Below are 12,517 nucleotides of genomic sequence, written 5' to 3'. Positions count from 1 at the left end.
CGCAGCGATCTGTCAGAAAGTATTTTAGGTATTTTAATACCTAGGGCGGGAGGGGCCTGGCTTTCACTCAGTTTGGCCAGGGAGATCTCTGGGCGCATCGCCAAGCGATGCATCGGTCGAGGCGAAGGCAATCCCTGCGGTTTCGGACGCGGCGTGATCTGCGAGCTCCTCGGCAAGCTCGAGAATTCTCTGCCTCCTGCTCGGGTCCCTTATGCCGAGAAATGCCTTGATGAGCCCTAGCTCCTCGCGTCGCCGCCTGTCCGATGCAACATCGTCGTCCATGGCCATGTCGTCCTGCGCGACAGCCTCATTGCCCGTCGCTGATTCCTGTCCGGGCATGCGACTCAATGCAGCAACCGCAAGCTCAACGTCACATTGAGAAATTGAGGAGGACAGGCAAGTCGTCGCATACTCATATTGGGTATGGCGGATGACCCGTTCGCTGCTGCCTTCGCTTACAATGTGAATGTTGGTTTCGATTCATGCGCAATGCATCAGATGCTATCCGGACGGTCTCGCGACACACGCTGGCCTATATGCTGTTTTCGATCAGCGAGCTGTTCCGGCACTACGACGAATTCGATCCGCTGGACCTATTGATCGTTCATGCGATTCTCAACGCAAACGTGATCAATGTGATGAACGATCCGTCGCTGGACGAGAGATTCTCCAGCATTCACGCGGTCGAGCCGGATGCGATCAAGCAAGGGGTGTCCCGCGCGGCGCTCTCTCGCTTCCTCAGCCTGCCGCTCGAGACGGTTCGCCGTCGCGTGACGGGACTTAAGAGACGAAAGATTCTCGCCGAAACCAAGGCCGGGCTCATCGTGACCGAGCAGAACGCATTCAGGTTTGGAAACAATCACGAACTGCAGAAGACTAATATGCTGCTGCTCACAAAACTGCTTCGCGATCTCAAGCGCGCCGGCATCAACGGGCCGGATGATCTGCGTGCCCCCAAGGGCGCTGCATCGACAAGGAAGGCGAAGTAAGCGGCAGGATATGGATCAAAGCCTTCTCGATACTGCTCGCGATGGAACGCAAAGAACAGCATTAGACGGCTTGCTGTCGTTTCAGGGCCTCAAGCCATCCGCGGCTCTCGAGCTCCGATCGTACGACATCGATCATTTCGGAGAGAGTGAGAGATATGCCGGCGCATCCAGCATGCCGCTGTCGGCGGGGGCGACTGCAATCAAGCGTGCCCAGCTCAGCCTGCCGGTCCTGACGCTGTCTCTGGTGAAGACCTTCCCGCGGATCATCCGCGGTTATGATCTGGCGCACGCCATCGCGGTGGCGGTGCCGATGGACCATGTGACCTCCACCCGCATCAACGGGCAATCAATTGGCAGCTCCATACTCGTTCTCAAGGGGAGATCCGATTGCCTGGTCTATGAGCCGGCGGGGCGTTTGTGGGCTGTCGCCTATTTCAGCCCGCCCGAGCGCGAGCCCTGGTCTCAGCTGGATGACGGCTATCATTTGCTGAGTCCGGCATCGGAAGTACTTGCCTCCCTGCATGGCTCGATTTCCACGACGCTTGAAACCGCGGCACATGATCCAGACTTCCTGAACGAGCCGACGTCGCGAACGGCGGTCGAACAATCCCTGTTCGCCGCAATGGATGCTGCCATTCGGTCCAACGTGAAGCGCGGGCCCATGCACTCCACGACGGACAGCTATCAGCGGATCGTCGCAGAGATGGAACGATTGATCCGCCACGATCTCGCGATCTGGCACAAGACGACCGAACTGGCAGAGCGGGTGGGAGTGTCCGTTCGGACCCTCCAGAGTGCGACGCAGGCCATCTGCGGCATGAGCCCTCATCGCTACAGCCGGGTCTTGCGCCTCTGGTCGGTACGAAAGCAGCTGCGCACCGGCCCGGCTCGTCGCAGTGTGAAGGCCTGCGCAATCGGCCATGGCTTCTGGCATCTGAGCGAGTTCGCAGCGAGCTATAGGGCGGCTTTCGGAGAGCTGCCGTCCGAGACCCTGCATCGGTCGAAGCGAGAGGTCATCTAAAGCGCGAACCTGTAGAGCCGCCGCGCGTGAATCGACCTTAGGTTCGCCTGACTAGGTTAGGTGCCGCCCCAGTCGCCCAGCACCGCCTGCACCAGCGCCAGCGCCGCCACCGCGGCCGTGTCGGCCCGCATGATTCGGGGTCCCAGCGCCAGCCGCAGGATTTTCGGCTGCCGCAACAGCAGGGCGCGCTCCTCCTCGGCAAAGCCGCCTTCGGGGCCGATCAGCACGTCGATGCCAACGCTGCCTTGGTCATGTCCGGCTTCGCGCGCGTCTTGCAGGCTCTGAATGGGGTTTTGGACCTCCGCCGCTTCATCGCAGAAGATGAGCAGCCGGTCGGCAGGGCGCTGACTGAGATACCGGTCCAGCGGCACCGGCTCGGCGACCGTGGCGATGCTGAGGATGCCGCATTGCTCGGCGGCCTCGACGACATTGGCGCGCATCCGCTCGGTGTTGACCCGGGAGGCCTGGGTGAAGCGGGTCAGGACCGGCTGAAGCGTGGCAGCGCCCATTTCGATGGCCTTCTGGACCATGTAGTCCAGCCGGGCATGCTTGAGCGGGGCAAAGACGTAGGTGAGGTCAGCGAGCCGGTCCTGGGGCCGGGCCTGCTGGAGGATGACGAGGCCGTCCGGCCGCTTGCGGCCTTCGATCGCGGCCTGCCACTCGCCGTCGCGGCCGTTGAACGCCAAAACCTCGGCCCCGGCGGTAAGCCGCAGCACATTGCCGAGATAATTGCTCTGGTCGCGGTCGAGCGGAACCCTGGCGTCCTGGGCAAGGGGGACATCGACAAACAGGCGGGGGGCACGAAAATCGTGGGAGGGCATCGTTCAAAGGTCCAATTTGCCGCCGTTATTAACCGAAAGCCGCCATTTCGGGGGTAAATATTGCCAAATCGGTGCGTCGGCGCGCCGCGCTCTTGCCCTATTCGACGGGTTGTTAAGGGCCGGCGGGAATCGTAAAATCGCGAGCACGCTGGTTGCGCTTCAATTGGGAAGACGCCAAGCCCCGTAAGCTCCTGCCGGAGAGACTGCCTTGATGATCCGTCATTTGATGGTTCCGATCACTGCCGCCATGGTCACCTTGGGCGCCGCGGGTGCCCACGCGCAGGGCTTCCCTGCGCCGCTGCCTGGCCAAGCCCCAACCAGTTCCGCGTTTCCGCCCGTGAACGGCTCGGCGCCGAGCGCTTCGGTCGGTGCAGCGCCCCAAGGATCGTTTCCCGTGAACGGCGCCGCGCCCGTCGGTGGCGCAGGTGCCTTCAGCGCCGCCCCGCCGACGCAAGGCGGTCCCGGCGAGGACTGCATGAAAACCTTCATGCCGCTGCGCGAGGAAGCCGAGAAGCGCGGCAAGCTGATCAAGGCCGCGAGCGATCGTCACGCCTCGCCGGACGAAGCCTGCAAGCTGATTCGCAATTTCAGCCAGGCTGAGACCAAGATGATCAAGTACATCGAGGTCAACGCTTCGAAGTGCGGGATTCCGGCGCAGGTCAGCGCGCAGATGAAGGACGGCCACAAGAACACCGAGGCCATGGCGACGAAGGTCTGCAACGTCGCGCAGCAGATGCAGAACCAGCCGCGCGGTCCGGCCGGTCCGTCGCTGAGCGAGGTGCTGGGCTCGGGCTCGGCGCCTGAAGCCAATGCCGGCAAGAAGGGCGGCAGCACCTTCGATACGCTCAACGGCAACGTCCTCACCCGATGAGTGATACATCCGCCCGCGTTGCCGATTCCACCGGCAACTGGGTCGATACGCTTGCGCCGCAATGGGCGCGGCCTTATTTGCGCTTGTCCCGCTTCGATCGTCCGATCGGCTCCTGGCTCCTGTTGATGCCGTGCTGGTGGTCGGCGGCGCTCGCGGCGGGCATGGCGCATGATGTCCGCGGCCTGCCCCTCACCATCGTGCTGTTCTTCATCGGCGCCTTCGTCATGCGCGGAGCAGGCTGCACCTGGAACGACATCACCGACCGGGATCTCGACGACAAGGTCGAGCGCACCCGCTCGCGGCCGCTGCCGTCGGGCCAGGTGACGACCAAGCAGGCGCTGGCCTTCATGGTCGCGCAGGCGCTGACCGGTCTCGTGGTGCTGCTGCAATTCAACCGCTTCGCAGTCCTGACCGGCATCGCCTCGCTTTTGATCGTCGCGATCTATCCCTTCATGAAGCGCATCACCTGGTGGCCGCAGATCGTGCTCGGCCTCGCCTTCTCCTGGGGCGCGCTGATGGGATTTGCCGTCACCTTCGGGCGCATCGAATTGACCGCGCTGGTGCTCTATGCCGGATCGATTTCGTGGGTGATCGGCTATGACACGATCTATGCGCACCAGGACGCCGAGGACGACGCGCTGATCGGCATCAAATCCACCGCGCGGCTGTTCGGCGCGCACACGCACCAGGCGCTGATCCTGTTCTACGGGCTTGCGGTGATGCTGATCGGCGTCGCGCTGGCCTCAGGCGATGCGCGCTGGCCGGCCTGGCTCGGGCTTGCGGCGTTCGCCGTGCATCTGGCCTCGCAGATCGTGCGGCTCGATATCAGCGACCCCTTGCTCTGCAAGCGCCTGTTCTTCTCGAACAAGTATGCGGGCTTCCTGCTGTTTGCGGGATTGCTGGTCGACGCGGTGATGCGGGCGGCGTAGCCCGTAGGGTGGGCAAAGGCGCTCTTGCGCCGTGCCCGCCATCTTCCCGGGATTGAGATAAAAAAGGTGGGCACGCTTTCGCTTTGCCCACCCTACGGCACTGTGCGTGCCGTTCAATTCCTTGCGATGATCTCGCGTTCGCCCTGATGAACCGACAGCTCGCGCGTCATGGCGGTGCGCCGGCGCATCAGGAATTTCGGACGGCGGGCGCGGATCGCGTTGGCGCGACGACGGCGCGGCGTCGGCTTGCGGGCACCTTCGTCGAGCTGCGGAAGCGCAAACAGCTCGCTCCAGATCGCCCAGGCCTCGGCGAGCTCGTCGCCATCGTTGCTGACCAGCAGCGGAACGGACAGCGAGGGATCGCGATGCACGAGGACGAGGGTCTGCGCCTCGTCATTGCCGCGCAACGCAACGCCGATGAAGTCGCTGACGCGGACGTTGATCGCCATCTGCATGCCGCGGACGGCACGGCGCAGCACGACACGCTCGCGATGAAGCTCGATCTGCCTGGTGTATCCGTCGGCGCGCGGATCGTGCGCATCGAAGCGGACCGGAAGGGAAAGAGGGTCGAGCCGCAAGCTGCGGCCCGACCCGGCGGGAGCGATCCCGCTTGTTGCTGTTTGACGCCTCACGGCTTTAGTTCTCCCCGCCGGGATTATGTTCCCGGTCGATGCGAGGACCTTAGCGCGCGCCGTTCCGAAACCACTTAAAAAGGCTGGTTAATCCAGCGTCACCGCCGCTCATGATTGACAAGACCTTGGCACGCATGATTGACGAGACGTTGCGCTAGACTTGCGAATCTGAGCTTTTTGCGGGCTGAAAACGCTTGAAGTCCGTACCAATTGGGCACATCTGGTGTTCAGGGCCGGTATCGCCCCGAAACCTCCCGCCGCAACAGGATTTCGTTTGTGAACCCTTCACCAAGCTCGACGCTTTCGCCCCAGGATTCGTCCAAAGCCAATCGCGACCTGTTCGATCAGACCGCGCTCTCCGATCTCGCGCAGCGGCTGGTCGAGGCGGCCAAGCGCGCCGGTGCGGATGCGGCCGATGCCGTCGCCGTGCGCGGCGTCTCGCAGGGCGTCGAGGTGCGTGACGGGCGCGTCGAGGAATCCGAACGCTCCGAGGGCGACGATGTCGGCCTGCGCGTGCTGGTCGGCCAGCGCCAGGCGGTGGTCTCGACCAACGACGTCAGCGGCGATGCCGTGACCAAGCTTGCCGAGCGCGCGGTTGCGATGGCGCGCGTCGCGCCCGACGACAAATATGTCGGCCTGGCCGATCCCGCGCTGCTGGCGCGCGACTTCCCCGATCTCGATCTGCTCGATCCCGACGTGCCCGCGACCTCCGAGCTCGAGCGCCGCGCGCTCGAAGCCGAGGCTGCCGCGCTCGCCGTGAAGGGGGTGACCAAGTCCGGCGGCGCCTCCGCCTCCGCCGGCATGGGCGGCATGGTGCTCGTCACCAGCACCGGCTTTCATGGTTCTTATTTGCGTTCCAGCCAGGGCATTTCAGCGACCGCGATATCGGGCGAAGGCACCGGCATGGAGCGTGATTACGACTTCACCTCGGCGCCGCACGGCGCCGATCTCCTGTCGCCGGAAATCGTCGGCCGTTCCGCCGGCGAGCGTACCGTGGCGCGTTCCAATCCGCGCAAGGTCGAGACCTGCAAGGTGCCGGTCGTGTTCGATCCGCGCGTTGCGGGCTCGCTGGTCGGCCACGTCGTCGGTGCCATCAACGGCGCCTCGATCGCACGCAAGACCAGCTTCCTGAAGGACAAGCTCGGCCAGCAGCTGTTCGCCAGGAACATCCGCATCATCGACGATCCCCTGCGCAAGCGCGGCCTGCGCTCGCAGACGTTCGATGCCGAAGGCGTCGCGGTGAAGAAGATCGCGCTGGTCGACGAGGGCGTGCTGACGACCTGGCTGCTCGACTGCGCGACCGCGCGCGAGCTCGGCCTCACCACCACCGGCCACGCCCATCGCGGCGTCTCGTCCTCGCCGTCGCCCGGGCCGTACAATCTGCATCTCGAACCGGGCACGCCGACCCCGGCCGAGCTGATCGCCGACATCAAGCAGGGCTTCTACGTCACCGACCTGATCGGCTCCGGCGTCAACGGCGTCACCGGCGATTACAGCCGCGGCGCCTCCGGCTTCTGGATCGAGAATGGCGAGCTGACCTATCCCGTCAGCGAAGTCACGATCGCGGGCCATCTGTTCGAGATCTTCAAGTCGATGCAGCCGGCGAACAATCTCGAGTTCCGCTACGGCATCAATGCGCCGACGGTGCGCATCGAGGGTTTGACGCTTGGCGGACGCTGACGCGCATGCAACTGACGAAACCATCCTGACGCGCGACGCGGCGCTGCTGCAGGACGCGGTGCGGGAGGCAGGCAGCCTCGCGCAGTCGATGTTCCGCACCGAATTGAGGACGTGGACCAAGGGCGCGTCCTCGCCGGTGTCGGAAGCCGACATTGCCGTCAACGATTTGCTCGAAGCGCGCCTGCGCTCGGCGACGCCCGATTATGGCTGGCTGTCCGAGGAGAGCGCCGACGACGAGGTGCGGCTGTCGCGGCGGCGGACCTGGGTGGTCGATCCCATCGACGGCACCCGCAATTATCTCGGCGGTCATGACGAATGGTGCGTCAGCGTCGCGCTGGTCGAGGATGCCTCGCCGGTGCTGGCTGCGGTGTTTGCGCCCGCGACCGACGAGTTCTTCTTCGCGGCCCGCGGGCAGGGCACGACGCTCAACGGCAAAGCCGTGCGGGCGGCGTCCGGATCCGCGCTCGACTTCTCCCGCGTCGCCGGCCCGAAGCCGATGGTCGAGCGGCTCAATATTGCTGGCGGCGACATCAAGCTGCATCCGCGAATCGGTTCGCTCGCGCTGCGCCTGTGCCGGGTCGCCGATGGCGTGCTGGATGCGGCTTTTGCCGGGGGCAACAGCCATGATTGGGACCTTGCGGCGGCCGATTTGATCGTGCAGGAAGCGGATGGTAGGATGAGCGACCTCTCCGGAGATCCCATCCTCTATAACCGCCGGGAAGTCACGCACGGGGTGCTGGTGGCAGCGGGTCGCGATCGTCATGCGGGCATCGTCGCGCATTTTCGAAATCGTCCCTTGCCCTGAGTGCGTCCGTCGTGCTTCTCGAACACTGCTTTGCCGGGCAGCCCGTTAGGAACAGAACCCATGCCAGATAGTGCCCCGCAACAATTGCTGCATCTCGTCATCGGCGGCGAACTGCTCGATCTCGAGCACAACACCTTCAAGAACCTCGATGACGTCGAGGTCGTCGGCCTCTATCCGAACTATGCGTCCGCTCACGTCGCCTGGCGCGCCAAGGCGCAGAGCACGGTCGACAACGCGCAGATGCGCTACTTCATCGTCCATCTCCATCGGTTGCTCGACCCGAATCAAGAACCGGCGCGTTGAAAAAACTGCTTCGCAATACGCTGCGAAGCAGCTGGTTTCAGCGTGCCGTCGGGGTTCTGGCGGCCGAATATCTGCGCCTGGTCTGGCGGACCAACAAATTCACGTTCGATCCGCCTGACGTCTATGACATCGTCGAGCCGCAGATCCCCGCGATCTTCGCCTTCTGGCACGGCCAGCATTTCCTCACGCCCTTCATCAAGACCAAGGAGTCCTACCGGGCCAAGGTCCTGATCTCGCGGCATCGCGACGGCGAGTTCAACGCGATCGCCGTCGAGCGGCTCGGCATCGGCCTCATCCGTGGTTCCGGTGACCACGGCGGCGCCTTCCACCGCAAGGGCGGGGTGGGCGCGTTCAGGGAAATGGTGCACACGCTCCAGGACGGTTGTAATGTCGCGCTGACCGCCGATGTCCCCAAGCGCTCGCGCGTGGCCGGGCTCGGCATCATCATGCTGGCACGGGAATCGGGGCGGCCGATCATGCCTTTCGCGATGGCGACCAGCCGCTTCATCCGGCTCAAGAACTGGGACCGCACCACCATCAACCTGCCGTTCGGGCGGGGCGCATTGGTCGGCATCAAGGAAATCCACGTGCCGCCGGATGCCGACGCCGCCACCATGGAAGCGCTGCGGCTGGAGCTGGAAGAGACCTTGAACGAGGCGACCCGCCGCGCATACGCGCAACTCGGCCGTCCGGGGCCCCAAGATGGCTAATTCGCTGCCGATAACGCTGCGGATGTACCGGCGCCTGGCCTCGGGCCTGGTGCCGCTTGCGCCGGCGCTGATCAAGCGGCGGCTGAAGCAGGGCAAGGAGGATCCCGCCCGCGTCGGCGAGCGGCGGGGCCTGTCCCGGGACGTGCGTCCGCACGGCCCCCTGGTCTGGATTCACGGCGCCAGCGTCGGTGAGGTGCTCGCCGCAGCCGCGCTGATCGAGCGCCTGCGCGACCTCAATCTGCGCATCCTGCTCACCTCGGGCACCGTCACCTCCGCCGCCGTCGTCGCAAAGCGCTTTCCGCCCGACGTCATCCATCAATACGTGCCGTATGATTCCCCGCGCTATGTCGCGCGCTTCCTCGATCACTGGAAGCCGTCGTTGGCGCTGTTCATCGAATCCGATTTGTGGCCGAACCTGATCCTGGCGGGCGCCGCGCGCCGCCTGCCGATGGTGCTGATCAACGGGCGGATGTCACCGCGCTCCTTCCCGCGCTGGCGGCGGATGTACGGCACCATCTCGGCGCTGCTGTCGCGGTTCGACATCTGCCTGGCGCAATCGAAGACCGATGCTGAACGTTTCTCCGCGCTCGGCGGCCGCGACGTGGTCACCACGGGCAATCTCAAGCTCGACGTGGCCGCGCCGCCGGCCGATCCCGCCAAGCTCGAGCGGCTGATGGCGATAACGCGCGGCCGCCCGATCATCGTCGCGGCCTCGACCCATCCGGGCGAGGACGAGATGCTGGTCGCGGCGCATCGCAGCCTCGTCGGTTTCTTCCCGCAGCTTCTGACCGTGATCGTGCCGCGGCATCCGGATCGCGGCACCTCGATCGCGGGCCTGATCACGGCGTCGGGCCTGAAGCCGGCGTTGCGCTCGCGCGAGGAATTGCCGACGGCCGCGACCGACGTCTATGTCGCCGACACCATGGGCGAGCTCGGCCTGTTCTACCGCCTCTCGCCGGTCGTGTTCATGGGCGGATCGCTGATCCGCCATGGCGGCCAGAATCCGATCGAGGCGATCAAGCTCGGCGCCGCGATCGTCCATGGTCCGCACGTCTTCAACTTCGCCGATGTCTACGAGGCGCTCGACGGCAGCGGCGGCGCGCGCCAGGCCGACACACAGGAGGCGCTGGTCAAGCAGCTCGGCCAGTTGCTGGCCGATGCCGCCGTGCGCGACGGGATGCAGCGCGCCGGCGCAGGCGTGGTCGAGGAGCTCGGCGGTGCGCTTAATCGCACCATGACGGCGCTCGAGCCCTATCTGTTGCAGCTTACCATCGAGATGGGGGCCGCCAATGCGTGAGCCGGCCTTCTGGTACCGGCCGCGTTCCTTCAAGTCTCATGCGTTACGGCCGTTGGGCTTGCTCTATGGCGCGATCACCGAACGGCGCATGCTGCGCCAGGGCTTTGACGCCGGCATCCCCGTGATCTGCGTCGGCAACTACCATGTCGGCGGCGCCGGCAAGACGCCGACCGTGCTCGCATTGACAAAGCTGTTGCGCGAGCTCGGCGAGACGCCGGTGGTGCTCAGCCGCGGTTATGGCGGGCGCCTCAAGGGTCCGGTCATGGTCGATCGCGAGCGTCACACCGCTTCCGACATCGGCGACGAGCCGCTGATGATGGTGCGCGACGTTCCTGTCGTGGTCGCGCACGACCGTCTCGAAGGCGTTGCGCTCGCGAAGTCGCGGGGCGCGACCGTGGTCCTGATGGACGACGGTTTCCAGAACCCGCGCCTGCTGAAGGACGCCTCCCTGATCGTGATCGACAGCGAGCGCGGCCTCGGCAACGGCAAGGTGTTTCCGGCCGGTCCCTTGCGCGCGCCGCTGAAGGCGCAGCTCGCGCGCACCGATGCGCTGGTGCTGATCGGCAATGGCCATGCCGCCAACGATGTCGCGGCGGAGCTTGCGAAGCGCAACAAGCCGGAGCTGCGCGCGCGCCTGAAGCCGGATGCGGCCTCGGTCGCGCAACTCCTCGGCAAACGAGTCTTTGCGTTCGCCGGCATCGGCGATCCCGCGCGTTTCTTCCGCAGCTTGCGTGCCTGCGGCATCGAGGTCGCGCGCACGCGCCCCTTTGCCGATCACCACATGTTTTCGCAGAACGAGATCGCGGCGCTCGCAGCGGAGGCGCAGCGCGAGCAGCTCACGCTGGTGACGACGGAAAAGGATCTTGCGCGCCTGCGCGGCCGCGAGGGCGTGCCCGACGGCATCGTGCCGTTCGCGGTGCAGCTCGAATTCGATGATCCGGCAGCGCTCCGGCAATTGATCAGCGATCATCTCTACAGGGCGCGCGAGCGGCGGTTCGGCAGGCGATGATGTCTTGATGATTTCTTGGCGTGGGCAAAGCGCTCCGCCGTAGCCCAACACCGCGCGCCATGCGATATGCGACAATTGACCGGGGCGACATGTCGCGGCGGATGAATTGTCTTCCGCACGTTCGGGAGTTGATGTAGCCTCGCATGAGAGCCGTCACCGGGACGTGCCGAACTCCCGGCAATCATCGGCGGCGTTTATGCCCACGGCGGGCAACGTACCATCATCATTTCAGATGCGAGACCGTTACGATCAGTTCGGAACGGCCGGAGAGTTATTGCCAAAAGCTCAGAGGAGAACATGCCATGCATTTTTGCCTCACTGGACAATATACACCACGCGCTCTCAACGCCATTTTGGAAAACCCCACGATCAATCGCCAGGAGGCGGCGACAAAACTCATTGAAGCGGCCGGCGGCAAGCTGATTTCGATGTACAGCGTTGCTGCCGACGGTCCGGGCGTTCTGGTGATTTTCGATGTGCCTGATCCGAGCACGGCTCCGGCCATCTCCGGTCTGACCGTCACGGTGGGCACCCTGCAGAACGTGAAACTGACCCGGCTGTTCACGCAGGACGAGATCAAGCAGGTCCGCCAGAACGCGGCGAAGCTGCGCTCTTCGTATAGTCCGCCCGGAGGCTGACATCCGGATCTCAAGCGATGCCGCCGCAATCGTATCGGGCGGCGGCAACGCTTACCTCACAGCAAAAAGCAGGTCTGCGCGCTGAGGCGAGGCGAAGGCCTTCCGGCGTCTATCGACGGACGATGCGGAGGGCGCGTGCTGTGTCCGGCGCCACAGGTCCGACTGAACGTGCTTGCCAGCGGACCCGTCAAGGGCATGCAATCCCGGCTCAGCGGTCAGTCCCCTCACCAGGCTCCAACAGCCATCATTCCGATGATGGTCAGGCACGAGACGCAGGCCACCATGACAGTATAGCATTCGGGTGTATTCATCGCTTGCTCCCAAACTGCCGCCAATTGCTTGGTCACTGCTACGCGGGAGAGTTCGCCGGTCTCGGGCCGCTTCAATGCGGCACGCCGCGACCGGTCTTGCGTTGTGCGTCCGTCCTCTCATCGTCACCCTGATCCGCAAGATGATGATGCGCTTCGGAAGCTTCAGAGCGTTGAGCTATGATCAGAAGCTGTTTCCGCATTTCAGCGAGGCGGGCGCGGCAATATTCACGATAGAGCATGTCTAGTATGGTGGGCATGATCACCCCCATCGTTGACTTTCGATTTAAAAAGTATCCACCGCGAATTTTCGAGGTGATCGTAGCCCGTCAGATGGCTCTTCCGATGTGAGCCCGTTCACAGACTGCATCAATTCCAAAGCTCAATGGTCGTTTGGTTGACTTGATGGTCTGTGCGGCAAAGCAGCAGGGCTAATTACCTAACGCGCACTTTAGCAGCGCTCTGTTTCACCAAGACTTCGTCAAACAACTTGAGGGCGCCGAA

Annotated in this window: 15 protein-coding genes; 12 read left to right on the top strand and 3 right to left on the bottom strand. The window is 64.3% G+C overall.

Annotated elements, in window-relative coordinates; translation table 11 throughout:
* Positions 1-63 precede the first annotated feature (63 nt).
* Positions 64-282 (bottom strand): hypothetical protein, encoded by a 219-nt coding sequence (locus AC0L3X_RS19790; RefSeq protein WP_354099992.1) that lies wholly within the window; start codon positions 280-282, stop codon positions 64-66.
* A 254-nt stretch (positions 283-536) separates the two neighbouring features.
* Here AC0L3X_RS19790 and AC0L3X_RS19785 point away from each other — a divergent pair, with 254 nt between their 5' ends.
* Entirely contained in the window at positions 537-989 is a 453-nt protein-coding gene (locus AC0L3X_RS19785) for a hypothetical protein (protein ID WP_223153845.1), read from the top strand.
* 172 nt (positions 990-1,161) lie between these two features.
* Complete coding sequence (locus AC0L3X_RS19780) at positions 1,162-2,010, top strand: helix-turn-helix domain-containing protein (RefSeq protein WP_223153846.1); 849 nt, start codon at positions 1,162-1,164, stop codon at positions 2,008-2,010.
* 56 nt (positions 2,011-2,066) lie between these two features.
* Here AC0L3X_RS19780 and AC0L3X_RS19775 read toward each other — a convergent pair whose 3' ends face one another.
* Positions 2,067-2,831, bottom strand: coding sequence for a 16S rRNA (uracil(1498)-N(3))-methyltransferase (locus tag AC0L3X_RS19775; protein WP_063985618.1), 765 nt, complete (start codon positions 2,829-2,831; stop codon positions 2,067-2,069).
* A 211-nt stretch (positions 2,832-3,042) separates the two neighbouring features.
* Between AC0L3X_RS19775 and AC0L3X_RS19770 the strand changes: the two genes are divergently transcribed.
* The gene (locus tag AC0L3X_RS19770; protein ID WP_063985617.1) at positions 3,043-3,702 is read left to right on the top strand and encodes a hypothetical protein; all 660 of its coding nucleotides are present in this window, start codon (positions 3,043-3,045) and stop codon (positions 3,700-3,702) included.
* Positions 3,699-4,631 carry a 4-hydroxybenzoate octaprenyltransferase gene (ubiA, locus tag AC0L3X_RS19765; RefSeq protein ID WP_063985616.1) on the top strand — a complete coding sequence of 311 codons (933 nt, stop codon included), beginning with the start codon at positions 3,699-3,701 and terminating at the stop codon, positions 4,629-4,631. Before AC0L3X_RS19770 ends, ubiA begins: the two co-directional genes overlap by 4 nt.
* 113 nt (positions 4,632-4,744) lie before the next feature.
* Here ubiA and AC0L3X_RS19760 read toward each other — a convergent pair whose 3' ends face one another.
* Positions 4,745-5,263: a DUF6101 family protein gene (locus tag AC0L3X_RS19760; protein ID WP_063985615.1), complete on the bottom strand. Its 519-nt coding sequence runs from the start codon at positions 5,261-5,263 to the stop codon at positions 4,745-4,747.
* 276 nt (positions 5,264-5,539) lie between these two features.
* On the opposite strand from AC0L3X_RS19760, the gene AC0L3X_RS19755 reads away from it, so the two are divergent.
* The 8 genes from AC0L3X_RS19755 to AC0L3X_RS19720 all read left to right on the top strand — a co-directional run bounded on the left by AC0L3X_RS19755 (position 5,540) and on the right by AC0L3X_RS19720 (position 12,261).
* The gene (locus AC0L3X_RS19755; protein WP_063985614.1) at positions 5,540-6,943 is read left to right on the top strand and encodes a TldD/PmbA family protein; all 1,404 of its coding nucleotides are present in this window, start codon (positions 5,540-5,542) and stop codon (positions 6,941-6,943) included.
* Positions 6,930-7,748: a 3'(2'),5'-bisphosphate nucleotidase CysQ gene (locus tag AC0L3X_RS19750; RefSeq protein ID WP_063985613.1), complete on the top strand. Its 819-nt coding sequence runs from the start codon at positions 6,930-6,932 to the stop codon at positions 7,746-7,748. The genes AC0L3X_RS19755 and AC0L3X_RS19750 overlap by 14 nt, the downstream gene beginning before the upstream one ends.
* Before the next feature lie 60 nt (positions 7,749-7,808).
* Positions 7,809-8,051 carry a DUF4170 domain-containing protein gene (locus AC0L3X_RS19745; protein ID WP_063985612.1) on the top strand — a complete coding sequence of 81 codons (243 nt, stop codon included), beginning with the start codon at positions 7,809-7,811 and terminating at the stop codon, positions 8,049-8,051.
* On the top strand, positions 8,048-8,761 hold the full coding sequence (locus AC0L3X_RS19740; RefSeq protein ID WP_063985611.1) for a lysophospholipid acyltransferase family protein: 714 nt from the start codon (positions 8,048-8,050) through the stop codon (positions 8,759-8,761). The genes AC0L3X_RS19745 and AC0L3X_RS19740 overlap by 4 nt, the downstream gene beginning before the upstream one ends.
* Positions 8,754-10,058, top strand: a complete 1,305-nt coding sequence (locus AC0L3X_RS19735) for a 3-deoxy-D-manno-octulosonic acid transferase (protein ID WP_063985610.1) — start codon at positions 8,754-8,756, stop codon at positions 10,056-10,058. Before AC0L3X_RS19740 ends, AC0L3X_RS19735 begins: the two co-directional genes overlap by 8 nt.
* Complete coding sequence (gene lpxK / locus AC0L3X_RS19730; protein ID WP_231143640.1) at positions 10,051-11,067, top strand: tetraacyldisaccharide 4'-kinase; 1,017 nt, start codon at positions 10,051-10,053, stop codon at positions 11,065-11,067. Before AC0L3X_RS19735 ends, lpxK begins: the two co-directional genes overlap by 8 nt.
* A 302-nt stretch (positions 11,068-11,369) precedes the next feature.
* Positions 11,370-11,705: a GYD domain-containing protein gene (locus AC0L3X_RS19725; RefSeq protein ID WP_063985608.1), complete on the top strand. Its 336-nt coding sequence runs from the start codon at positions 11,370-11,372 to the stop codon at positions 11,703-11,705.
* Positions 11,706-12,090: 385 nt separating this feature from the next.
* Entirely contained in the window at positions 12,091-12,261 is a 171-nt protein-coding gene (locus AC0L3X_RS19720) for a hypothetical protein (protein ID WP_166083903.1), read from the top strand.
* Positions 12,262-12,517 lie beyond the last annotated feature (256 nt).

It is taken from the genome of Bradyrhizobium sp. MI1.7 (genome assembly GCF_055811795.1).
The sequence above is the reverse complement of the archived record's forward strand: the minus strand, read 5'-3'. Positions and strand labels throughout refer to the sequence as shown.